This window comes from Sporolactobacillus sp. KGMB 08714 (genome assembly GCF_036598985.1).
Lineage (GTDB): Bacteria > Bacillota > Bacilli > Bacillales > Sporolactobacillaceae > Sporolactobacillus.
Map to the genome: position 1 here is coordinate 34385 of NZ_JAUUBW010000001.1, position 25171 is coordinate 59555.

At 45.1% G+C, this 25171-nt stretch carries 17 protein-coding genes and 1 pseudogene; 5 read left to right on the forward strand and 13 right to left on the reverse strand.

Annotated elements, in window-relative coordinates; all coding sequences use genetic code 11:
• Nucleotides 1–322 precede the first annotated feature (322 nt).
• Nucleotides 323–3859, forward strand: a pseudogene (gene nifJ, locus Q6A92_RS00190) (pyruvate:ferredoxin (flavodoxin) oxidoreductase); the annotation flags it as partial.
• Nucleotides 3860–4460: 601 nt separating this feature from the next.
• Here nifJ and Q6A92_RS00195 read toward each other — a convergent pair.
• The 11 genes from Q6A92_RS00195 to Q6A92_RS00245 form a co-directional block, all read right to left on the reverse strand.
• Nucleotides 4461–5006 (reverse strand): DUF1641 domain-containing protein, encoded by a 546-nt coding sequence (locus tag Q6A92_RS00195; RefSeq protein WP_332236641.1) that lies wholly within the window; start codon nt 5004–5006, stop codon nt 4461–4463.
• Between the two features lie 15 nt (nt 5007–5021).
• Nucleotides 5022–6161, reverse strand: a complete 1140-nt coding sequence (locus Q6A92_RS00200; protein ID WP_332236642.1) for an NAD(P)/FAD-dependent oxidoreductase — start codon at nt 6159–6161, stop codon at nt 5022–5024.
• Between the two features lie 26 nt (nt 6162–6187).
• Nucleotides 6188–6421 (reverse strand): sulfurtransferase TusA family protein, encoded by a 234-nt coding sequence (locus Q6A92_RS00205; RefSeq protein ID WP_274401578.1) that lies wholly within the window; start codon nt 6419–6421, stop codon nt 6188–6190.
• A 56-nt stretch (nt 6422–6477) separates the two neighbouring features.
• A complete protein-coding gene (locus Q6A92_RS00210) occupies nt 6478–6885 on the reverse strand; it encodes a DsrE/DsrF/DrsH-like family protein (protein ID WP_332236643.1) in 408 nt (135 codons plus the stop codon).
• A 188-nt stretch (nt 6886–7073) separates the two neighbouring features.
• Nucleotides 7074–8174: a Ger(x)C family spore germination protein gene (locus tag Q6A92_RS00215; RefSeq protein ID WP_332236644.1), complete on the reverse strand. Its 1101-nt coding sequence runs from the start codon at nt 8172–8174 to the stop codon at nt 7074–7076.
• A complete protein-coding gene (locus Q6A92_RS00220) occupies nt 8171–9280 on the reverse strand; it encodes a GerAB/ArcD/ProY family transporter (protein WP_332236645.1) in 1110 nt (369 codons plus the stop codon). The genes Q6A92_RS00215 and Q6A92_RS00220 overlap by 4 nt, the downstream gene beginning before the upstream one ends.
• A 31-nt stretch (nt 9281–9311) precedes the next feature.
• Nucleotides 9312–10829 (reverse strand): spore germination protein, encoded by a 1518-nt coding sequence (locus Q6A92_RS00225; RefSeq protein ID WP_332236646.1) that lies wholly within the window; start codon nt 10827–10829, stop codon nt 9312–9314.
• 14 nt (nt 10830–10843) lie between these two features.
• A complete protein-coding gene (locus tag Q6A92_RS00230) occupies nt 10844–11065 on the reverse strand; it encodes a hypothetical protein (RefSeq protein ID WP_274401583.1) in 222 nt (73 codons plus the stop codon).
• 291 nt (nt 11066–11356) lie between these two features.
• On the reverse strand, nt 11357–13393 hold the full coding sequence (locus tag Q6A92_RS00235; RefSeq protein WP_332236647.1) for a KUP/HAK/KT family potassium transporter: 2037 nt from the start codon (nt 13391–13393) through the stop codon (nt 11357–11359).
• A 1118-nt stretch (nt 13394–14511) separates the two neighbouring features.
• Nucleotides 14512–17679, reverse strand: a complete 3168-nt coding sequence (locus Q6A92_RS00240; RefSeq protein ID WP_332236648.1) for an MMPL family transporter — start codon at nt 17677–17679, stop codon at nt 14512–14514.
• Nucleotides 17676–18128: a MarR family winged helix-turn-helix transcriptional regulator gene (locus Q6A92_RS00245; RefSeq protein ID WP_274401587.1), complete on the reverse strand. Its 453-nt coding sequence runs from the start codon at nt 18126–18128 to the stop codon at nt 17676–17678. The genes Q6A92_RS00240 and Q6A92_RS00245 overlap by 4 nt, the downstream gene beginning before the upstream one ends.
• 435 nt (nt 18129–18563) lie before the next feature.
• On the opposite strand from Q6A92_RS00245, the gene Q6A92_RS00250 reads away from it, so the two are divergent.
• Complete coding sequence (locus tag Q6A92_RS00250) at nt 18564–18998, forward strand: Lrp/AsnC family transcriptional regulator (RefSeq protein WP_332236649.1); 435 nt, start codon at nt 18564–18566, stop codon at nt 18996–18998.
• A gap of 11 nt (nt 18999–19009) precedes the next feature.
• A complete protein-coding gene (locus Q6A92_RS00255; protein ID WP_332236650.1) occupies nt 19010–19609 on the forward strand; it encodes a LysE family transporter in 600 nt (199 codons plus the stop codon).
• 458 nt (nt 19610–20067) lie between these two features.
• Here the strand turns inward: Q6A92_RS00255 and Q6A92_RS00260 are convergent, their stop codons facing one another.
• A complete protein-coding gene (locus Q6A92_RS00260) occupies nt 20068–20751 on the reverse strand; it encodes an ABC transporter ATP-binding protein (RefSeq protein ID WP_332236651.1) in 684 nt (227 codons plus the stop codon).
• A gap of 31 nt (nt 20752–20782) precedes the next feature.
• Complete coding sequence (locus tag Q6A92_RS00265; RefSeq protein WP_332236652.1) at nt 20783–22222, reverse strand: ABC transporter permease; 1440 nt, start codon at nt 22220–22222, stop codon at nt 20783–20785.
• Between the two features lie 476 nt (nt 22223–22698).
• Here Q6A92_RS00265 and Q6A92_RS00270 point away from each other — a divergent pair, with 476 nt between their 5' ends.
• Together Q6A92_RS00270 and Q6A92_RS00275 are read left to right on the forward strand one after the other, a co-directional pair.
• A complete protein-coding gene (locus Q6A92_RS00270; protein ID WP_332236653.1) occupies nt 22699–24822 on the forward strand; it encodes a BglG family transcription antiterminator in 2124 nt (707 codons plus the stop codon).
• A gap of 6 nt (nt 24823–24828) precedes the next feature.
• Complete coding sequence (locus Q6A92_RS00275) at nt 24829–25131, forward strand: PTS sugar transporter subunit IIB (RefSeq protein WP_274401601.1); 303 nt, start codon at nt 24829–24831, stop codon at nt 25129–25131.
• Nucleotides 25132–25171: the final 40 nt, after the last annotated feature.

Sequence of the window (25171 nt, forward strand, 5' to 3'; positions counted from 1 at the left end):
TTTCCCTTACCCCGTCGGGAATATCATCCTTCAGATCCGCTGTCCGCCCAAATGCCTCCTTTAGTGCATAAGCGCGGATGATTTCAATTAAAAAATAGATTACGGAAATATATCATGTTATAATATACTAATAGAATGTAAGCGCTGTTCTTATAGAGATGGTCACCGGAACGAGCTGTTCCGGACAGATAACGATCATCAGACTCGGGAGGATTAGAAAATTGTCCTGTCATTTTCATGCAAACAGTCCGTCTTTCAAAGGAGTCTATCCGCGAGAGGGACGGACCATGACTATAACGATTGGGTAAGGGGTGCGTAAACAATGAAAGTAAAAACAACGATGGATGGTAATACGGCAGCGGCCCATATTTCTTACGCATTCACTGAAGTTGCCGCCATTTATCCGATTACTCCGAGTTCGCCTATGGCTGAACTCGTTGACGAGTGGTCGGCGGCCGGCCGCGAAAATCTTTTCGGCAGCCCGGTGAAAGTCGTCGAATTACAGTCTGAAGGCGGTGCGGCGGGAGCCGTGCACGGTTCTTTGAAAACGGGGACATTGACTTCAACTTATACGTCCTCACAGGGATTGTTATTGATGATCCCGGACATGTATAAAATAGCGGGCGAGCTGCTGCCGGCTGTTTTTAATGTTGCGGCCCGCGCCGTTTCCGCGAATGCTTTATGCATTTTCGGCGATCATTCGGATGTGATGGCCACACGCCAGACCGGCTTCGCCATGGTTGCGGAAAGCAGTGTCCAGGAAGTCATGGATCTATCGGCTGTTGTCTATCTGGCAGCTCTTGAAGCTTCCGTACCTTTTGTGAATTTCTTCGACGGGTTCCGAACCAGCCATGAAATTCAAAAGATTGATGTGATTGATTACAGCGATTTAAAGAAACTCCTGAATAAAGATGCGGTGAACGCTTTTCGAAAAAGAGGGATGAGTCCGAATCATCCGGTGGCAACGGGCTCCAGTCAGAATCCCGATATCTTTTTCCAGCAGCGGGAAGCCGTTAACAGTTATTATGATAAAATTCCCGGAATTGTAAAACATTATATGAATGAAATTAATCAATTGCGCGGAACAGACTATGATCTGGTCAATTACTACGGCTCTCCGGATGCGACGCGTGTTGTCGTTGCCATGGGCTCTGTAACGCCGGTCATTGAACAAACGATTGATTATCTTCGTGAAAAAGGAGAGAAGGTCGGACTGCTCAATATTCATTTGTACCGTCCTTTCCCGACAGAAATTTTTCTGGAAAAGCTTCCGAAGACCGTAAAAAGGGTGGCTGTTCTGGATCGGACAAAGGAACCGGGAGCAACCGGTGAGCCGCTGCTTCTGGATGTTCAAAGTGCTCTCTATGAAAGTGCTCTTCGGCCCGAGATTATCGGCGGGCGCTATGGTTTAGGATCAAAGGATATCGTACCGTCGGACATCTTAAGCATTTATGCGCACCTTGAGCAGAAAAAACTGAAAAAGCGTTTTACGATAGGGATTGACGATGATGTCACGCACTTGTCGCTGCCCAAACTGCCCGACATGGATCTGACACCGGCGGGGACTTTTCAGGCCAAATTCTGGGGCTTCGGTTCGGATGGAACCGTCGGTGCAAACAAGGCAGCGATTAAATTAATCGGCAATCACACAGACTTATATGCTCAGGGGTATTTTTCCTATGACTCGAAGAAATCGGGCGGCTTAACCGTTTCCCACTTGCGTTTCGGCAAAAGGCCGATCCGTTCGACTTATTTGATTCAACATGCCGATTTTGTTGCCTGCCATACGTCGGCTTACCTGCGTTCTTATGATTTGCTGCAGGGTTTGAAACCGGGCGGTACGTTTCTGCTGAACACGATTTGGGATGATGACCGGCTGGACGCCCATTTACCGGCGGAAATGAAAACTTATTTAGCTGAAAACAAGATCCGTTTTTATACAATTAATGCGATGTCGTTAGCCGGACGCATTGGCTTGGGCCGGCGCATTAATACGATCATGCAAACGGCCTTTTTCAAATTGACCGATATTATTCCGTTTGATCAGGCGATCGAATTGCTGCGTCAGTCCGCTGTGAAAACTTATGGCCGCAAGTCGATGGCCGTTGCTCAGCTTAATGTCGATGCGATTAACGAGACGGTGACATTACTGCATGAAGTGAACGTACCTGATTCCTGGGCCGATGCGGAAAAAAGCGAGAGGAAAGAAACCGTTGCCGCCGGCACTCGTCCGAGCTTCATTATGAATATACTGGAACCGATGAACCGTCAAGAGGGAAACCGTATTAAGGTCGGTACCCTGCTGAAGGAAAACATGGCCGACGGTTCCCTGCCGTCCGGCACATCGGCCTATGAAAAAAGAAATATTGCCGTTGAAGTGCCGGAGTGGAATGCCGAAAATTGTACATCTTGCAATTTCTGTGCGTTCGTTTGTCCCCATGCCGCCATCCGTCCGTTTTTAGCGGATGATGATGAAATGAAGGGGGCGCCTGAAGGTTTTCTTGTCCGTACGATGCGCGGTGCGGACGGTCTGAATTACCGTCTCCAGGTTTCCGTTGAAGATTGTACAGGATGCGGCCTGTGCGTTCAGGCTTGTCCGCGATCGGGCAAGGCTTTATCGATGCAGCCGGTGCAGACGCAGAAAAAACAGACGGCGAATTGGGCCTTTGCCATGACGTTGAAACCGAAGGCCAATCCGGCAAAAAAAGAAAGCATTCAGGGATCGCAGTTTGAAAAGCCGCTGCTTGAATTCTCGGGAGCCTGCTCCGGCTGCGGCGAAACGCCTTATATCAGACTGCTGACACAACTTTTCGGAGACCGGATGATGATTGCCAATGCGACGGGCTGTTCTTCGATTTGGGGCGCTTCGAGTCCTGCATCTCCTTATACTAAAAATAGCAGGGGCCAAGGTCCGGCCTGGTCCAATTCTTTATTTGAAGATAATGCCGAATTCGGTTTCGGTATGCAGCTGGCGCTAAGAACACGCCGTGAGCGTCTGGCCGGACGCATTCGCGAAGCATTGAAAAGCGGCGAGGTCGGCACGGCCTTGAATGAAACAATGCAAGCATGGTTAGAGCATATGAATGACGGGGAAGGGACCCGTGAACGTGCCGAGCAGCTGGCGCATGATTTGGTGCGCGAAAAAGAACAGGTCCCTCTGTTAGAAGAGATCTATCAGGACAAAGATCTTTTCATCAAAACCAGCCAATGGATGATTGGCGGCGACGGCTGGGCCTATGATATTGATTTCGGCGGTCTCGATCACGTCCTTGCCAGCGGCGAAGATGTCAACATCCTTGTGATGGACAATGAGGTTTATGCCAATACCGGCGGTCAGTCTTCTAAAGCCACGCCGGCTGCCGCTATTGCTCAATTCGCTGCCGGCGGGAAGCGGACGGCCAAGAAAGACTTGGGTATGATGGCGATAAATTACGGCAATATTTATGTGGCCCAGATCGCGTCCGGCGCCAACATGAAGCAGACAATCAGGGCGCTGACCGAGGCTGAAAAATTTCACGGACCTTCCGTTGTGATCGCCTATACCCCCTGTATCTCTCACGGACTGAAGGGCGGCCTGACGAACGCGTTGAAAGAAGCTGCCGCGGCTGTCAAGACGGGTTATTGGTCGCTTTACCGTTACAACCCGGAGCTGGCCGACGAAGGAAAAACGCCCATGCAGCTTGACTTTAAAAGACCTGCTTTCGATCAGATGATTGATTTTATGATGACGCAGACCCGTTTCTCAGCTTTAAAACAAGTTAATTCAGACGTGGCCGACCGGCTTTTTGCCAAAACGAGAAAGGACGCGGAAAGAAGATTTTTCAATTACGCGCGTCTGGCCGGTCAGGAGGAAAAAATCAGATCCGGACTGGCACCATCCGTTCATGAATAAAATGATTTTAACCAATTAATCAACAGCCATATGAAAAAGTTCTTTACTGAGAAGTCGCCAGTGAAGAACTTTTTTTGTCAGGATATTGCTTTCACAACGATTGCTGGTATTTAGGCTTATTTGGATGGCCGTAAGACCAGAAGGGGAACCGTTCCTTTGGCCATCTGGAGACAGAATATAGATTTTTGCTGCCCGTGAAGCCGGATAAAGTTCCACAAATTCGGCTTGCTGACGCTGGCCGATAATCTGATGAAGAAAGCCGAAAGAGATTTTGCCCGTGGAAAAGCTATTTTCCCACAAAGAAGAACCGGAGAGAAGTTTTTTACAAATTTCTCTCCGGTTCTTGAGCTTTTAGCAAATTGCCGGTCGTTCGCTACCTTTTCCCTTTGAACTGGCTGTCCGCTATCTATAGGGAAGAACTGAAAGATGCAGTCTCTGAATTTGCACAGAGAACTTCGAAGGTACCTGCCGGGAATCGGCGGATGAAAGCTAGTCCATTGTTTTCTGTTATTCATTTGACCTGGGAAGAAAACCTGGCGAGAAGCGTGAATTCTTTCTTTCCGGATCGTCACGCACTTTTCGGGAGTTCTTCCAAAAAGGCAAGAAGAAAGCTTAGATCTTGCCTTATATTAGGATCGGATAATGCACGTATGATTTTAAAAAGACTCATTGGTTTTTGGCCTGTCCGACTTTTTTTGGCAGTATCCAGTGCGGCGATCATTCCATCGAATGGAATTTCTTGCGCCAGATCGTCTGCTGTCTCTACGCCCCTGATGATTTTTTCGGCAGCTCCGGTGATCATTGGACCGGTTACTGATTTTTTCATAGCGTTGATCATTTCGCTGAGCTGGAACAAAGTATCCAGAGCTCCGCTTTGTTCAAGGCGTTTTGCTTTGTCCAGTATCTTTTCCAGACTTTCGCTCAACTCGGGCAGTTTCTTCATCAGATCAACTGTCTTGGGCTGGGCAACGTCGTCCGCGAGTTCGATCATCCGGACGACTTTCGCCGCCGTATCCTCGATCATTGGTGTGCTGACCGACTGCATTGCACCATTAATCAAATCCTGAATTTTTTCCGTGGTTTCATTAGATTCCCTTTCAGATACGCTCTCCATCGAAAGTCATCTCCTTTATAGAATTCCTCTGGCATTGAGCCAGTATAACTCATTATATACAGCCTTAAACCAATGGATAAATTCAGAGGCGGCAGCCGGTTTGGGGGGATTCTTATAATCAAATGCAATCATACTTGCGTCGTGCAGGCTGTTTTCCAGGAAACAGGCTACTTTTCCATCATAGACAGCTGTCTCGGGACGGCCTTTAATCCGATTCATAAGGTTCGGAACAACTGTCTCCGTCTCATAGTGTGCCGTTGAACCGGCTTTGCTGATCGGAAGATTGGTTGCGTCACCAATGACATACACACAATCGGAATTTTCCATTTTCAATGTATGACGATCTGTAGGGATAAAACCGTCTTCGTCGCCTAAGCCGGAGTCGATAATCACTTGTGCGCCCGTATGAGCGGGGACCGAAATCAGAATATCATACGGATGTTCTTCTCCATCCATAGTTATTGCGACTTTTTCTTTAGGGTCGACTTTTTCAAGATTGAAAAAGGTTTCGGACAGGATATGGCGTTTTTCAAATTCGGGCTCGGCCCATCTGGACACAGGTTCCAGGGAATGTAATCGGTTTATCGGATAGGTATATTTTAATTCGATCTTGTCCCGGATACCTCGTTTCCTGAAATACTCATCGAGCATTAAAACAAGCTCCAACGGCGCGACAGGACATTTATGGGGCACATCGACAGTTATCAGAATTCGTCCTTTTTCTATATTTGCCAGCTGGTCACGTAATTTGATCGCACCATCCAATGTATAGAAATTGCTGGCTCCCTCTGCCAATCCCGGAAGGCTGTTAAAATCAGGACGTGATCCAGTTGAAATGACTAAATAATCATAGGGATAATGATTTTGCCTGGATTTCAGTACCTTCTTTTTCACATCGATTTTTTCGATACGATCGGTGATCAGTACAACATTGCGATGAACGATGCTGTTTTCTCTGCGGATAAAATGCTCGGGCTCTTTTTCACCAAGGGCTATATACATAAAGCCCGGTTGGTAAATGTGCTGATCCGTATTCGAGATTAAAACAACTTCTGCTTTTTTTGCTTTAATCTCATCCCCAAGCTGACGGGCAAGCCGATTGGCGGCCATTGTGCCGCCCGCCCCCCCGCCAAGAACAATAATTCTTTTTGTCACAAAAATTCCTCCCCGGATTTGGCCAATTATCTCATTTTACGAACGGCTATATAGTAATCCTCTCCGTCTTCTCTTTCGTTCGCAATCTCGTGACCCATTTTTTTCACCCACTCAGGAATGTCAACTTTAGATCCGCTGTCTGTCGAAATAACCTCAATCACATCACCGACAGACGCTTTTTTGATTCCCTTGATCAGCTCCATTAACGGGCCGGGACAAAAAGATCCTCTTGCATCGATTTGTTTCGTAACTTTAACCATAATCAAATTCCTTCCTCCCTGAAACGTTTCTTGCTTATCCGGCTTAAAAAATCTGTTTACATTGTAATAACCTGTGCATTCTGAGTCATTCCCAGAAATTTGTTGACACCGATCACGTCATCAAATACATCGATCATATCTTCTTTCTTCCATCCCATTAAATCCATGGCCATTGCGCAGCCGTAAACAGACATGTCGCCTAATTCTTTCCCGTTTTGGATGAGTTCGTTGAATAAAGGTATTTTCTTTGATAGCATTTCTGTGCCTACTGTGCCTGTTTTAAAATCCTGTTTGTCCACTGTCTCTTTTTTAAACGCTTTCAAAGCATTCATCGTTATAAAAAAGCTGACTTTCATCCCCGACATGGAAGCGACGGAACCGACCAGCGAGCCGGCATGCAGCTTTTCAAGATCTTCTGACATTAAAATAATCGCTAAAGATGGTTTCTGTTGTTCCTGAGTCATAATCAATTCCTCCCGTATGATCAATTTCCCTTACAAATCTATTATACATATAGGGGTATAGGTATAGAAAGACTGCTGTATGAAATTATTATGAATAATAGATGGCGATATGATGGCAATGCCTTCATTTCCTGCTTCTAAAAAGGCTGGTATTCGTTCCTTTAAACCGGCTATTTCCGTGATACTTCTTACATGGAAATGCCGTTCTGGGTGATGGTCAGGGAGACGTGACAATGAAACTGCGCGTTTTTGTAGCGGTCCGGCCATGATTTCCCGTGAAAATAGCGTGTATAACTTCTGGTCAGATCGCCTAGTCCCAACGGATCGATTCCTTTTTCCTGAAATCGTCTCACCATGGCGCATGCCCTTTTTTCAAGATCCTGTTCAATTTTATGCTCAAGGGCCTTATTCGGTCCTTCCTTGAGCAGGCCGGGAGCTACCTGTCTGACCTGCGCCTGGATCTGGACAGTCGCATAAATTTCGGGCCGGAAGCTGTTGCCTTTTTTGACAGAGTATTGATGTCCGGTACCGATATTCCGAAGCGCGATATGCTGATTCGATGAGTACTGGTAGTCAAAGAAACCTTGATTAAACGGTTCATACAGCATTTTAAAAATATACGCGTCATCTTCGGGAACAGACATTGCCATTTTTCCTTTCTTGAATAAAGCGATGCCGTCCATCTCAAGATGTTTTCCTCTTTTCTTAATCATCGGCATAAACGGATCCATATACGATCCGAAATAGCTGTATAAAATACTGTGCAAGGAACTGGATGGATAATTCTGCTCTTCACTCTGATCGATCAGATTCGTTAAATAATCGGAAATGGGCAATTGTGTCTGATAACTGCCGGTCAGCATTTGATTCGCGTCCCCGTCTGTAACGGCCAGATACATATCGCCTCCCGTATCGGCATCGCGCAAACGGTTCTCGAGCGTTTTTTCAAGCCCGTGTTCCGCCATTTTCCTATCACACAGCATAATTCTGAGTTTCCCGACCCTTGCCGGACGCTGACTTGCCTGCTGGAATCTGTCAACCAGGGATTTGCCGTCATAAGTCATACCCGACACGGAGCGCATGGTCGTCGTCATCGGCGGAGTACCTCCTCCGCTTGTGCCGCCGTTCGATAAGTTATTCTGAAAAACAACGGTGCCGTATACTTTATTCTGACCGATGTAATCATAACTTTCCGCTTCGATGATGAGAATCCTGTCAATGATGCTGGTGGGGAGGCACCCGCTTAGGAAAACGAGCACCATTATTGTGGCAATCAGTTTTTTTTTCAAGAGCTTTTCTGCCTCACTTTGCCGCTGATCCATTGAATGAGGAAAAGACACGGAATATAGGCATACATAAAATAGAATGCCGCCTGCGTATAAAGTTGATTCAGCAGGATCAAATCTCCGCCGTTCTTCGGGATCTGGCAGAGAACGACGAAGATGATCAAAACAAAGATTAACGCAATTTTTTGTTTTACTGGAAAAAGATGCTTGATCCCTCTTGAAATAGCCCAGACTGAAAAGGCAATACTCGGCAGCAGGATCCAGAATATAGAAAAAATGCCGATGATATCGAAGTGTGAAAACAGAGGAAAATTAATTCTTTTCCAATAAGTCGTAATGGGCCAGAGGAGTTTCTGCAACTCCGGCTGATTGAAGTATAAGAGGCTTAAAAGCATGATGGTCAGGTAAGTATAGGTAGATGTCAGCAAAGCAAAATATCCCCACTTTCTGGCTGCTTCCGGCTTTTTAATGAACGGATAAAAAAACAGAATCATTTCGAAGCCGCCGAAACTTTGGGCAGCGGTAATGAAAGATTTCAAAACCATAAACGGTGATGTTTCGAAAAGGGGCAATAAATTGGAAAAGTGGGCATATTGCACGGCGAAGGCATTGGTGGGCATCATAATGACTAATATAATGAAACTCATAAAGCAAATGCCGCCGATGACTCGGATGCCTCCGAGCACGATGTACCACAATAACAGACAAAAAAGAATGGAAAATTCCCAGACGGGCAATTGCGGAAAGATCCATACATTGATGACCTGGAAGTAGGTCCGCAAAAAAGCCACCCCGTGAATGGCTATATAAACGAGAGCCAGGAAGTTAAGCAGGCCGCCGATCCATTTGCCGAAAAGGCGCTGATGAATGGAGAAGAGGTCAGGCCTCCCGAATTTCCGCTCCGTTTCGAGCAGACGGAAAATGATTGCCATGATTGCAAGTGTTATGAATCCCGATAATATCACTGTGACCCAGGCATCGCGGCCCGCTTCGGCCGGAATGGTCCGCAAAAAGGCGAGCAGCCCGACCCCCATCTGCATCGAATAGGGGATGAAAAATGCACTGTTGGGGGGAAGCTGATTTGTCTCGTTAATTTTATCCTGCAACAAGGGCTGGCCCCTCCTTTTTTAACAGAAAGCCCTATGATTCATCAATATCCCGGGAAGGCTTTCCACGCTTTTCCGCGCTTCTGTTCTGATTTCTTTTTGCCGCGTCACCCGGGCGAAGGAACAAGGGGCGAGTGGTCTGATATTTATTGGGTGCTCTGAAAATCGTATCCTTCAGGTCGGTCACTCTTAAGGGATAATAGGGTTCTAAAAAGGGACGGCCAAGCGAGGTCAGCTTCAGCAAATGGGCGGTAAGAAAAGTCAGGCAAAATGCAATTCCAAGCAGGCCCAGTAATTGGGCACTGAGAATGAAAGGGAAGCGGAGAAAGCGGATCGCTGTCGCCATCCGGTAGTTGGGTATAATAAAGGAACCCAGCGCCGATATGGAAACGATGATCAGCAGGACATTACTGGTCATGCCCGCCTGAACGGAGGCCGTGCCGATGACAATACCGCCGACTATACTCATTGTCTGCCCGACTTTTGTCGGCAGGCGGGCGCCCGCTTCGCGAAGCAGCTCAATCATAACCTCTAAGATCAATGCTTCAGTGGCCGGGTCAAACGGAACGAGGCTTCGCGAAGCGATCAGGGGACCGAGTAAATTTTCCGGGATGAGCTGATAATGGTAAGTAAGAAGCGCGACATAAATCGATGATGATAAAGTGGACAGACTGACGGCCGCGACTCTTAAAACACGGTAAGCGGTTGCCAGATACCAGGGCAGAAAGTAGTCATCAATCGATGAAAAAAATTTAGTAATGCTCGACGGTAAAATGATCGCGTTCGGCGATCCGTCGATAAAAACAGCGATTTGCCCTTCATAAATAGCGGTCGCCGTGCGATCAGGACGCTCGGAATCAATAAATTGCGGAAAGGGAGATTGACTGTTATCTCCGATCAGTTGTGCCAGCAAGATCGTGTCGGTCAGATCGGAGACTTCCAGATCCTGCAGTCTTTGTCTGACTGTATGGACATTTTCGTCATTCGCGATCCCCCTGATATACATTGTGCAGACACGTGTCTTGCTGATTTTGCCGATCCGGACTTCTTCAACACGGAATTGGGGGATGGGGAGGCGTTTTCTCATTAAATTAATATTTGTGTCGATCGATTCGACAAACGATTCCTTTGGCCCCATCACACTTGTTTCTGTTTTCGGTTCGCCGATCTGGCGTCCCTCAACGTTAGTCATCGGTATAATCAGGCATTCGGCGTCCGATTTGTTTTTTTGAATAATGATGTATCCCTTAAGCAACCGATACTGAATCGTCGACAAATCCGTTGTTTTAAGTATCTTTTCGATAGGAAGCCGTTTTTGAATGTCATTGAGGCTGTCGACATCCTGTTCATACAGGAAGGAAAGGACATCCCGGTGCACATAGTCGACATCGACCAATGTTTTAAAAAAGGAGATCCAGCAGCTGAAATGATTTCCACAGTGCTCGAACTGGATAAAATCCACATTATCTTTTATCTGATTATATAAATCCACAATGGTTTTCGGCTCGACATGTTGAGCGGCTTCTTTCAGCCTTTTCTTTTTCCAGAACATAACGGGGAGGCCTCTCATTTCGGATTGTGTTCGCTCAATTTTTTCTCATTCTCTTTTATTTCGTTCAGCTCATCGTTCTTTTCTTCTAAAAAAATGACAGTCAGGGGGACAAGGGTGACCCAAAAAATTAAGCAATAGATCATGATCGCGGACCAGGTGTCCAGTCTGAGCAATATAAAAATAAAAAAAAGGATGAGGAGGAAAAAGTAACTGAGCATCAGCCAAACGGTCTGCATCGGGCATCTCCTGATCTTGTTCAGATTCCTGCACAGTTTGTTTGTACAGATTGATTAATCAATCGTTAGCATGCCCCAAAAGATGCAGGTCATTCACTGCCCGGCGGCCCTAAGGCTGCAGAAATAAAAAATGTCCCACAATGGTGGGACATGCATGATGAGACCGGTTTCCTTTATTTTTGAGCGGACATTCAGCGTTCGAAAACGACCAGAACGTTTGCTTGTTTGCTCCGGATCCGGCTTTTCATTTTATCATTGAACGGAAAAAGCAGGCCGGGGTCGTAAAGCCTCCTATTTCTCTGTGTTTTTCACGGAATGACGGACTTCATTCTGAGATAATCGCAGAACTTCAGGGTCGTAAAGGACTAACGGTACGGCTTCTTCGACAACTTCACTGAATCTCAGCCCATACCAGACGGCCGGAGAGGTCGTCCTATTCTGCAGAAAAATCCGCCCGCCGATTAACAACCGGTCGAAATGCTTCATCTCCGAATTTTCTGCCGACAGGTCCATCAATTGTTGATTGGTAATCACAAATTTGAAATCGCCGACCCGCCTATTTTTAAGTGTCGTGTATTTGGGATATTGTGTATCGATAACATCCTGATCAATGAGATCATTAATGATTTGCCGAATATAGACGTTGACATGCTGTGAATTTTTAAATCCGAGATAAAGCTGAACGCTGATGACATTGCGCGTGCCCAGCATATCCACCGTGTATGAGCGTTTATACGGCTCATCCGTTTCATTGACGGTAACAAACCAGTAAACCTTTGCCCGCTTAGGACGTTTGTCCAGAATGGAGTAGGGAACGGTCCGTTTGACGCGATAATGCGGTCCGATTTTGGTCATATAAACTAAATTCGTCGTATAAAGAGGCTCCGTTTCATCATTGCTCAACTGGATCAGCTGTTTTCGATAATCCAATAATGAAACGTATTCGCTCGTCCGTTCATATTTCTCACGTTGTTTATTGCCGTAATACCAGACCACCATAACGGACAGGATTAAGAGGGAAATTAAAATCGTCAGGTACCCGCCATGGGTAAACTTAACGAGACTGGCCATGAGAAAAAGTGTTTCGATAAGGCCGAAAAATAAAACCATGCTGAAGGCCAGGATCCGATTCGTTTTCATTCTAATAAATTCGAAAAGCAATATCGTGGTCATCAGCATTGTAATCGTGATCGCCAGCCCGTAAGCGGCCTCCATATGCTGCGACGTCTGAAACAGCCAGACAATGCTTAGTGTAACCAGGCACAGCAGCCAGTTGACAGCTCCAATATAGATCTGACTGCGAACCGAGCTAGGATGTTTAATCAATAATCTCGGTAGGAATTTTAAGCCGATCGCTTCATTTACCAATGTGTAGCTTCCGGTAATGAGCGCCTGAGAAGCAATAATTGCCGCTAAAGTAGCGATGATAATGGCAAATAACCGCATTTGCACCGGCAGCATTTCATAAAAAGGATTAATATTTTGCAAATGACGATAGGCGGCGTCCCGGTAATGGCCGATCACCCACGCGCCCTGGCCGAAATAGCTGAGTGTCAGCATCAGATAGACAAACACCCAGCTGCCGTAAATATTTTTCCTGCCGACATGCCCCATATCGGAATAGAGAGCTTCCGCACCGGTTGTGGCCAGAAATACACTGCCTAGGATAAAGATACCGACTTTATTTACGGGGCTGAATAAGATATGAATAGCATAATACGGAGATAATGCCTTTAAAATTTCGACATGCTGCAGTAAATTGAACAGTCCGGCAAAACCGATAAAAGCAAACCAGATCAGCATGATAGGTCCGAATGAGCGGCCGATGACCGCTGTTCCGAACCGCTGAATTAAGAACATGCCCAGCAAAATGATCGTGACCGCAAAAACGACGATCAGCTGACTGTTGCTTAACGTCAGCGAACCGATCCGTTGCCCTTTTAAACCTTCAACCGCCGAGGTCACGGTCACGGCCGGAGTTAAAGTGCCGTCCGCCAATAATGCCGCACCGCCGATGAGCGCTGGGATAACCAGCCAGCGCCCCCGATTGCGAATCAAGGCGTATAAGGCAAAAATGCCGCCTTCATGTTTGTTATCCGCACGCATCGCGATGCCGACGTATTTGATCGTTGTAATGATCATCAGTGTCCAGAATATCAATGAAACCGAACCGATAATATACTCGGGCACGGCATCCTGCATTATCCCTGCATCGGTGACAATGGCATTCATCGTATACAAAGGCGAGGTGCCGATATCGCCGTACACAATACCGAGAGCGACCAGCATGCCCGTGAAAGAACAGCGTTGAAACATTTTATTCTCCATATATTAAGCCCCTTCATCGTCTCATCAAAAAAAGTTTAGTCAACTTGTCGCATTGAGTCAAGTTTTTCTTTGCAGACAAGGATGCTCCGGTTCTAAAGAAAGGCCTGAAAATCCTAATAAAGCGGCAAATTATTTTAAAGCTCCGGGGAATGCAATTTTTTTCATGCTTATGATCCCGCCGCTCAGGACGCTCCTGGTCCAGTCGCTTCTGATCAGCAATCTTTGGCGACGGCTTCTGCCCTTGATGATCAGAAAACCGGTTTGGTCGTACTTTTAACGTTGACAGGCTTTAATTGCAGCGACTAGGGCGGTCTCATGCCGAATCGTGCGGGCGCGGCGCTTATGTCCGGCCTACATTCCTATCTTTAAAAATTTTTGCTTATAACACAAAAGAACGGTTACCCCGTTAGCTGAGGCATCCGTTTTTGTATCCTTCTAATTTGTTGAACTTGCTATTCTATGTTTTCTGGATGAAAACTGTTTTCTCCCGCATCCGATAAACAGTGGTTATTATCTCACTTGAAAACGGTATCAGTTCTGTGACTTTCCCGTATGCAAGTTGCACCGAAACGCCGGGAAAACGCACCGAATCCAGGCAAAGTCGCACCGAACCGCCGGGAAGACGCACCGAACAAGAGCGGTCGCAAGCCGCACCGAATGCAGCCAGAGGTGCACCAAAACGCCGGGAAGCCGCACCGAATGCAGCCAGAGGTGCACCGAATCCGGCCAAGCCGCACCAAAACGCCGGGAAGACGCACCAAATGCGGGCCAAGTCGCACCTAAATACCGAAATGTCGCACCGAATACAGCCAAGGACGCACCGAACGGGAACGGTCGCACCGAATCCGGGCCAAGCCGCACCGAACCGCCGGGAAGTCGCACCAAATGCGGGCCAAGTCGCACCTAAATACCGAAATGTAGCACGAACGAGAGAGGTCGCACCGAATCACCGAAATGTCGCACCGAATCTGGGCCAAGCCGCACCGAATCACTGGGAAGTCGCACCGACTTAGTTTACTAAGAAAAAAGTTCCTGTTTTCCTGGACAAAGTCTGCGGCCTTGCAGGTTGCCTGAACTCTGATACAGGTTAAGTTTCTCACATGTCAATTCACGGAACATTATTCGTTTTCAGTGTTTCCGGCTGCTTCTCCTCTTTTAAAAGGCCACCAGTTTGCCGATCCGAAGATCCGGACCATGACCGGCATGAACAGCGGCAGCATGAGAACATTATAGATAATAATTCCGGTGATGATGATTGTAGCAATTTCGGTCAATTCCGAGACGCCTGCAGGAATCATAGCGGCGAATGTGCCCATTAGAATAAGTGCCGCGGACATGATCACGGATCCTATATTCGTCATGGAATCAAGCATAGCCTCGCGAATCGGAAGTCCCCTGTTCTCATTAAACCGGTCCATCAGGAATATGCTGTAATCGACACCGAGCGCGACAAGAATCACAAATCCGAAAAACGGAATGGCCCAGTTGACGCCGGCATAACCGAGAACATGCTGGAAAATAAACTGGGCAATGCTCATGGCCGCGTAATAGGTGACTGTCAGCGAGCCGATAATGTACGCTGGCATGACGAAGGAACGCAGCAGCACAATAAGTACGATGCCGATGCCGATCAGCATCCAGCGAACGGTTTGCCCATAATCTTTACTTGAAATCTGACTGAGATCATTGAAGTCGCTCGTCGTTCCTCCGATTGCCACTTTTGCGTTCTCTAAAGAAGTGTTTTTGATGGTGCGCTCCACCGTCGACTTGATCGGATCAATTTGGTCGATGGCAGTCAGCGAATAGGGGCTGACATCGAAAACGACATTCAGTTTTGTGATTTTGCGATCCTTTGACATATAATTGTTAATTGACTGCACGAATGATGGGTTTTGCAGCGCCTGATTGGGAATATAGAAACCGCTCAGTTCACCATTATTCGTCGAAAGTTGTTTCACAAATTGGTTGGTCTCATCCAGTCCGCCCGAAATCCGGTTGAGGCCGTTTGCGGAGGTACCCAGTCCGTCCGTCAGCTGTTTCATTTGGCCGCCCAGATCTGAAAATCCATTTTTTAATTGTGTCTGGCCGTTAATCACTTGATCAAATCCGCCGGACAGTTTAGGGATGTTCCCGGTTGCCTGCTTCAGTCCGTCGCTGAGCCGATTAATGCCTGCAATGACTTGCTGCAATCCGTTATTGTACTGCTGCTGTCCGGCCACTAATTGTGCCAGGCCGCTATTGGCCGTTTTCATATTATTGTTTAAAACCGCTAATCCGCTGTCCATCTGGCTCATCGCGGAAAGCAGCCCCGGCTGGCCGCCCTGACCGTTCAGCATCTGATTCAATCCGCCGTCCGTGCCCTTTAAGATTCCCAATGCCTGCTGATATTGAGGGGTTTTCACGACGGAGGGATCAGTTTGTCCAAGCGCTTCTAACGAACTGATTGCTGCGGATAAATTGCTGCTTATCGATTTTAATTGTTGCACGCCGCTGTTAATGCGGTGATAGTTCGTGCTGATCTCACTCAGTCCGCTTTGAAGCTGCTGATAGCCGCTTAATAATTTCTGCTGATTTTGCAGGAGTGTTTCGGCACTTGTCTTCAGTTTCTGCAATCCGCTTGCTATATCCTGGGAATTGGCATGGCCGCTGTCCATGCCCTGCTGGATCTGTGTGAGACCCGCCTGCAGCCGGATAACACCGTTCTTCAGCGATTCCGTTCCCGAGACGAGTTGATTGATACCGCCGGTGGCCTGTTCCAGTTTTGGCTGCGATTTTTTCAATTGACTGCTGGCACTGTTTAGACCGGAAGCAATTTTCTGCACGCCATTATTAGTCTGATCCAGTCCCTGACTCAGTGTCTGTGCCTGGCTGGGAACCAGGAAGTCTTTAATCAGACTGCCTTCGGGTTGAGTCGCGCTGAGGACTGTCTTTACATGATCCATTTTTTCAACATTTTGTGTGATCGCCTGGATGGTTCCCAGGTATTTCTGCTGATTCATATTTTCATCGTTTTTCAAAACGATGGTTGTCGGCATCGATTCTCCGGGGTTAAAGTTCTGGGATATGAGATTAAATCCTTTGACGGCATCATACTTATCGCTCATTTCGCCGACTGAGTTGAACGACTGTGTTCCGTTATACATGAGGAAGAGCGGAACGATAATGACGGCAACAATGATCAGGGAAATGAACGGGCGTGTCCATGCAAAATGTCCCACCCCTTTCCAAAGGCGGCTTTGGCTATGGCTGATATTCTTATTCATTGGCCAAAATAGCCGGGTTCCTAAAAGAGACATCAAAATAGGAACGACGGTGACTAATGACAAAATAAGAAAGGCGATGCCGACAGCGACACCGACTGCCGATCTGTAAATATTGAACGTGGAAAATCCGATTGTCGCAAACCCGATGAATACCGTTAATGAACTGAAGAACACCGTTCGTCCGCCGTGCTTAATGGTTTGAATGACCGCTTCGTCAATTGTTTCATGAAGAGGAATCTCTTCTTTAAAGCGATTGATCAGCAGGATGCAATAATCTGTTCCGATACCGAAAAGAACTGCCACCAGAAAGATCTGAGTAAAAGTGGATATCGGGAAATTAAACCATTTAGACAAGAAGGCAACCACTGACTGAGAAGCCAGGAAGGACAGGCCTACGGCGACAAGCGGAATAAACGGTGCAATCGCCGAGCGGAATACGATGAAAAGTACCACTAAAATAAAAATGATCGTTAAGTATTCGGTTTTGTGCAGGCCGTCCTGTGAACTCTGGACGGTGTCATTTGTGATCATCCAGTCACTTGTATAATGATGTTCGACCGGTACGTTTTGAACAGCCTGATTCAGCTTTTCCGTAATTACTTTTTGATCCTTGTTCTCCAGGTCTAAATTCAGACTAATGAGCATGGCCTTATTATTTTTTGAGATCAATTGACTTTTCAGGCTTGGCTGATCGTAAACGTCGAGTATATCGGTAATCGCCAGTTCCTTTTTTTGATCTTTTAACGATTGAATCCCTTTTTTAATCTCTTTTTTATCGGTCTCCGATAAACCGTGCTTATCATAAAACACTAAAACGGCGGATGAGATGTTGCCCGTTCCAGCCTGTTTTTGCCATTGGTCCAAATAGTCGCGGGCCTGGGAGGAGGAATATGAATCCGGAATAGATGCGGCCCCTTTGTCATGAATTAATTGAGACATATTAGGCTGTGTGATCGCTAATAAGGAAATGACGACGATCCAAGCGGCGATAATCCACCATTTTGCTTTTAAAATCAGTCTCATTCTGCGGTTCCTTTCATCAGCTGTATTTTTTCATCAAAAAAATGATTGAGCCGCTTATTAAAGATAAAAAACTGCTCAATTTCTTCCTCTGTGAAAGAATTAATAATTTCCTTGACCAGGGCGTTGATCCTTTGCTCACAGGCCTCATATAAGTGTTTGCCTTTTTCGGAAAGAGAAAGGCAGATTTTTCGGCGGTCTGTTTGTGTCTGATCGCGAACAATCAGTTTTTTATCTTCCATTCGGCGGATTAAAGTGCTGATTGAACTTTTATTGACATAAAGAACGTGAACCAGATCGGTCGCTGTGATTTTTCTTTCTTTATAGATATAGCGAAGCGCACAGAATTGATCATAAGTCAGTTGGTCGGAAAGCTCGTTTTTCATCAGCAGCCTTCCCTTTTTATGAATGTTGTAATCCAGTGAAATATATTGTTCCGCAAGATCATGCAATAAATTACCCCCCCTCTGATACCTTAAAGTTAGACTGTCGAACAGTTCACGCATCAAACTATAATTGATGATGGCAGGTTTGTCAAATTGAACCGGGCAGGGATTGCTGAACCCGTATTTTGAAAATCATAAGCATGTGAAGAGCTGCCTTGAGGCGGACGAGCTTAAAGACAAGTATTGCTGAAAACTGAATCAGAAATAAATTGGAAATCAGGGAAAAAGGAGAAGGGGAGGGAACCGGCAGGGAGGAAAAAGAAGGGAATCGTGTTAATTCTTTTAATCTCCGGTTTCCAGTAATCGCAAATGATTTAATATTTTAAAGCGAAATGAACTTTTATGTTTATAATATTAGTATATTATTGTTTTTACCTTTTAATATTTATGAAAATGATATAATTAATTTAAATTTGAAAGAAAACGGGGACGGGTGATCAGATGGATCAGCTGGATGCAGATATTTTAGCGATGTTACAGAAAAATGCAAGAATACAACTCTCTGAGATTAGCAGGCACATCCATCTAACAATACCGGCAGTTTCAGAAAGAATAAAAAAACTGGAAGCCAAGGGAATAATCGAAAAGTACACCATTAAGTTAAATCATGAAAAGATGAATGATAAGTTATTGGCTTTTATTTTTGTAAACATTGAAAGAACGGAGGATATCGAAGGATTCAGAAGGGCAGTCAGGCTCTTGGATAATGTTTTAACCTGCCATCATCTGGCAGGTGAGTATGACTATTTATTAAAAGTGATTTGCAGGGATACTAAGGATTTGGAAACTTTCATTTCTTCGCAGCTGAAAAAAATAAAAGGGGTCCGAAAAACGAACACAATAATCGCACTTTCAAGCATTAAAGAAGAGATGTAGGAGTGATTCAGGTGGATTACCTAGCGGGATTCACGTTGGGGCTGATGCTTCAACTGTCTGTCGGACCGGTATTTTTCACGGTGCTGCATTTATCCATCAAAAGGGGATTTACGGAAGGGATTAAAATGACCTGCGCCGTTGCCTTAGTTGATGCTTTTTATATTTGTTTGTCTTTTACTTCCATATCCGTTCTGCTTCGTATGCCGGACATAAAAATGATGATCAGTTTCTTCGCTATGATCGTCCTCATCTATTTTGGCGTAACCTTCATAAAGAGTGCCCGAAATAAGTCAAACAAAGCAGTAGCTTTTAAGGGAAATAGCTTCAGCTATGGGATCAAAATAACGCTTATGAATCCATTAACCATCGTATTTTGGTCGGGGACATTTGGCTCATTGATATCGGCAAATAAACTCGCCGGTTTTGCTTCAGCCATGATCTATGCGTCGGGTTGCGTCACCGCCACGCTTTTCTTTTTAGGATTAACAAGTTTATCGGGAAAATATCTAACCTGGCTGGTCAAAGCCAACAAACTAAGATATATAGATTATGCAATAGGCAGCAGCCTGATCGTGTTCGGAGTGAAAATGTTTTGGGCAAGTTTAAATTAAAGTATTGCCTCGTACGTAACTGATCCATAATATTGCAGGATACCTGCAGGAGGGCGCTTTTCTTTATTGAGAAGATAAAGGCGGGGATAACTTCAGGCTCTTTGTAAAGCGGGTTATTTCTCGCTTAGTTGTCGATCTGAGTTTTACCGATATCCGGCATCGGATCCTCGCGGCACACCCTATTTCATACATGCATATCAAAAAAAGCGGAACGAAAAGAACGTCCCGCTTGATATCCATTTAATTTATAATCAATCCCGTCTTGATTGCCCGGCATTCAAGGCCTGCCTGACACTAAAAAACGAATCAGCCGGAACGTGTGTAAGCATCGGAAATCGGGGCAGCCGTACTGATACAAACTGTAATGATGCCGGCCGGCAGCGTCGCCTGTTCTGCCGAATGGATCGGTTATGCGGGTGAACGGAGCTTGCTCCGGCCGGCGGGGCCGGGCAATCGTCTCAGATTTTCTCCGCCGCATGCATTTCTTGCAAATGACCGTCCTGCAGCCTGAGCTGACAGTCGGAAAGCTCGGATATTCGGTCATCATGGGTTACCATAATGATGCATTTATTTTCCTGATGCGCCAGTTCAATAAAAATATTAATGATTTCACGGCTTGTTTGCGGGTCAAGACTTCCTGTCGGTTCATCGGCAATAATTAAATCCGTGCCCGAACATAAGGCCCGGGCAATAGCGATTCGTTGCTGCTCGCCGCCGCTCAGCGTCAAAATTTTCTGCTTGGCCTTTTCCTCGGTGATATTGATTCTTTTAAGAAAATTAAGCGCTTGTTGCTTCGGCTGGTCGGATTGAATTTTTCGAATCGACATGGCGCTCACAATGTTTTCGATGCCGGTCATGTAGTTTAACAGATTGTGCTGTTGAAAAATAATAGAGACATATTTCTTTCTGAATTCGCCGAGGCCGATCTTCTTAATGCTCGTCCCTTCATACAGAACCTCTCCTTCCGAAGGATTATCCAGTCCGGCCGCCAGTGAGATAAACGTTGTTTTGCCTGAACCGCTTGGTCCTAAGAGCGTGTAAAACGTTCCCTTATTAAATGAATAAGAGATGTTGCTCAGGACTTTCTGATCTTTTGATTTGTACCAGTAACTGACATTTTTATACTCAGTGATCGGATTCATGCTAAAATCCTCCCTTAATTTATTTGTCCATTTATTCTTGCCGGGTCAGAATTTCTTTCGGTTTCAATCGCATGATTGCAATGGACGGAAGCAGGACCGAAAGAACGGCAATTCCGGTAGCGATGCCCACCGTTTTTATTCCGTCGGTATAATTCATCGTTACGGTCAGTTTTGTCTTAGCGGCCGTTACATTCTGACTGCCTCTCGGACCGCCTGAAGACATCGCGGGCGCGTTTCCCGGCCCGCCGCCCTGGCCCGTTCCGGACATCTGCGTCGTGCTCGAAGTATTTGAATAGCTGCTTGCCAGTTTATCGGAGACGACATGAGCAATCGGCTGACCGACTGAAAGAGCCACAACAAATGCGAGAATGGCCGCCATGACAGTCTCCAGCACAAACTGTGAAATAATTTTCCCCTTTCCTTCGCCGATTCCCATGAGAACGCCGACTTCATATTTCCGGTTTTTAATTTGCATCATGACTACAAGGGAAATGATGGCAAGGCCGGCGATCGTCACTATATAGACCAAATTTTTCGAGAAAGATCCGATACCGGAAATTGAGCTGACAAGTGACTTATATGTAGAATCGTTGGAGATTAACGTGTATTTTTTCCAGGAAATGCTTGAAATAGCTTTTGCTTTTTTTTCAAATGATTGAATGTGGCTGGCGTCATCCATCGTGTATACAGCCGAATCAATACTCGTCGTCGTCCCTTTTAATTCATTCGCATCTTTATAGTTTACATAGATTCTATTGTATGGATTCATCGACGTAAACATGTTGGCCGTATTACTGCCGCTGGAGCTTGTTTGATAGAAACCGGCGATTTTTAAAGCGAGAGTTTTTGTTCCCTGAACATTTTTGATTTTGATCGTATCGCCGACCTTCAATCCGTCTTCCTGTGCGAGTTTCTGATTGATGACGGCTGCCGCTTCGGAGGAAGAGGTGATCGATGTTCCGGACGTTATTTTACTTGTACCTTGTTTAAATTCATCGAGGGCACTTAAATTACTGACACCTTCGATCGTCAGATCACCGGTCTGCATGCTCCTGTTTGAATTAGACTGCTGAGGGCCGCCTATATTATTTGACGACGTCTGACTGGAGTCATTGCTTGATTTTATTGCCGTAAAATTACCGGCATTTGCCTGTGCGTTGACAAGAAAATTGTAACTGGCGACATAGCTGATCGAGGCCAGCTTCTTTGCATCGGATAAACTAACCGAAGAAGTTTTAAAAGTGGGCCGTTGGCCGCTGGACGACGCTGCCAGCTGCTGATTGGGATTGTTCTGAAAGGTAACCGTGCTGCCTATCGAAGCTTTTGTCAGGGCCGTCGCTTTATTGGAAGCAGTCTGAATCAATAGCCCTGTTAGAATAAGAGACGCGACGATAGCGAGAATTAACGCCTGCAACAAAAAACTCCCTTTTTTGGAACGGATACTTAAAAATGCCCGATGAAGAAAATCCACTCAAATTCCCTCCTAAGTAAAGACGTGAAGTACGCTTTATAAATACAACCCTATCAGGGGAAGATGAATATTTAATTAATATCTGGCCTAGATGAGAGTGTTTTCCGCTCTCTGGAATTGACAGGTTCACATTTCAAATGTAAATACACTGCCTGTTTCCCATGATTAGATAAAATCTAAACGGCTGCGGAATGCCTTTCTGCATTTCCTCGGCTTTGACACCCTATGGATCAGAAAGCTTTCAGCAGTGGAGCCCGGATATCAAAACCGCTGCAGAAGGACTCTTTGATGTTGAAAATCAATGCCCGCCTTGATCTGCTTAGGATCCTTTCTCCTGTCAATACAATAGACGGTATAAGTAATAAATAGGGGGATCACAATGTAAGCGTATACCATCTTCTTGCAAAATCACTTTGCAAAAAGATCTACTTTTTGCCATGTATCCGATTACATATAATAGTTCCAGGGGGTTGAGAATGAAAAGCCGTACGATACAAATCATTCGCCAGTTGCTCAATTCGGGTGAAACTTCTATAGAAGCTTTAAGCAAATCATTTGATGTGTCTGAAAGAACCATACGCAATGAACTGCAGACAATTAATCATACATTGAATGATCTTTCGCTCCCTAACACTGTCCTGCAAAGAGGTGATGTTTCATTTGCTTTGAATGCCCGGCAAAAAGGCGACTTATTTGCTGAGTTAAAGAAAAAAAGAAGTGACCTGGATTATTTGGCGCCTGAGGAACGTTTAGTCATTCTTATTTTTGATTTTCTTGATGAAAGCCGAAAGGTATTCGTCGTTCAAGAGCAAAAGAAGTTTCAAATCAGTAAAAGTACTATAGACGAAGATATGAGAGATCTGCGCCAATTTCTAAAGAAATATTCCTTACAAATAGTCACAAGCGCTAAAAACGGCGTCAAGATCGTGGGTAATGAGCGCTTCAAAAGGACGATGATACATGATTTAATCAATCATTATTCAGATGTAGGCAGAGTGATAACGCAGCATTCAATGTATAACGGTCCTATACCGGATCGTATTAGAGAGTTTTTTGGAGATACAACGATTCCGACCATATTAGAATTGTTCAAATCCGATTTAATATTTAGAAAAGCAAATATCAATGAACTTTATTTACAGCAAATCATCCTTATTACTTCAATTTGGGTGGTGAGAGTGCAGCACGGCTGTTTCTTAAATGCAGAATTAAAAAATGACAAACTGCAGACAACTCAGGAAATGTATCGCTTTATCAACCAATTGGTGCAGACATTTTCTTTGGAAATCAATCAGACGAGTGAATTTAAGTACATCACGTTTATTATCAATAGTTTTGACACAGATAAAGAGCCAAACATCAATAATTGGGTCAATGCGCAGATCATATCGGTTTCAATGATCGAGTTCATGGAATCTGCAATGAGCTTCCCGTTTTCAAAAAATGAGGAATTGTATGAGGGCGTTTACAATCACGTCGTCAGCCTGTTGGATCGATTAAAATGGCAGGTCCATTTATTTAATCCGCTGAAAAATACAATCAAGAATAACTATCCGGAAATATTTAATAGTCTGACTCAATTTATCAGGCATTCAAGCAGGGCAAAATATTTAGCTATTTCTGAGGATGAGATTGCTTATCTGTCCGTTTACTTCTCAACGGCAAAAGTCGAGATAGAGAAGGACCAGTATTTAAATTATCGTATTGCGATCTTATGCAATTATGGAATGGCAACGGGGAAATTATTAGCTGTCAAATTGGAAGAAAATTTTAATATTGACGTCATTGCTGTTTTGGGTGTCGCAGAGATGCGTGTTTTGCCAAAACTGTCAGTTGATCTGGTGGTCAAGACGACTGATGTGAATACCGGCGACTTGCCGAGTATTCGATTAAATCCCATTTTACAGGATGTTGATATCAAAAAGATAAAGGGATTTTTAGAGGAAAACAAAAATGTCCTTCGTTTCAACGACAAAAAGGTTGATTCGACAATCTTTTTTAAGCAGATCCTGACCCTTGTAAAGGAACATTCAGACAATAAGATAACCAAAGATTTTGTAGCGGATCTGAGAAACTTATTCAGGCGGAATCATTTAGATGTGAATGGAACGGAGGTGCAGCCTATGCTTAAAGATTTACTCAAAGATGACCAGATCTTATTAAAAGAAAGCGTATCTGACTGGAAGGAGGCGATCAAAAAAGTTGCTTCACCGCTTCTTAAAGACGGATGTATTTCACCGAGCTATGTGAAAGCAATGATTAAATCTGTAGAGGATTTCGGCCCCTATATCGTCATTGGTCCGCATATTGCCCTCGCTCATGCAAGACCCGAAGATGGTGCGAAGAAACTGGGCATAAGCATCATGACACTGAAAGATCCAGTGAACTTCGGCAGTTCTGATAAATATAAAAATAATTCCGTTTCTATTGTCTTTTGCCTTTCGGCGATCGATAATTATTCACATTTGAATATTATGAAATCAATTGTCCAGTTAATCAATGATCAGAACAAAGTCGCACGGCTGTCACAGGTTTCCGAAGTTAAAGAATTTAGAGAGATCCTCTTTGACAATTCAGCACAGCATAATGAAACGAGGTAATCAATGATGAACAGAAAGTTAACGATTTATTTTATATGCGGCGCCGGTTTGGGCAGCAGTCTCGCCTGCCAGATGGTTGCCGAAGACGTGTTGAACAAAAAAGGATTGGATGCGAAATTGGAACATGAAGCCATATCGTCCACACCCGGTTTAAGAACAGATATCATTGTTTCGGCCGAGAATTTTAAATCGCAATTTAGTAAATATGATCTGGATGATAAGATTCGTTTGGTGTTTTTGCATAATATTGTTGATCCTAAAGAAATAGAAGATAAGTTGCTGCCCGTCATCGAGGAGCTTCAGAATTAATCGGCCGACAAAATATGTATAAATTCATTCAAAGGGGGCA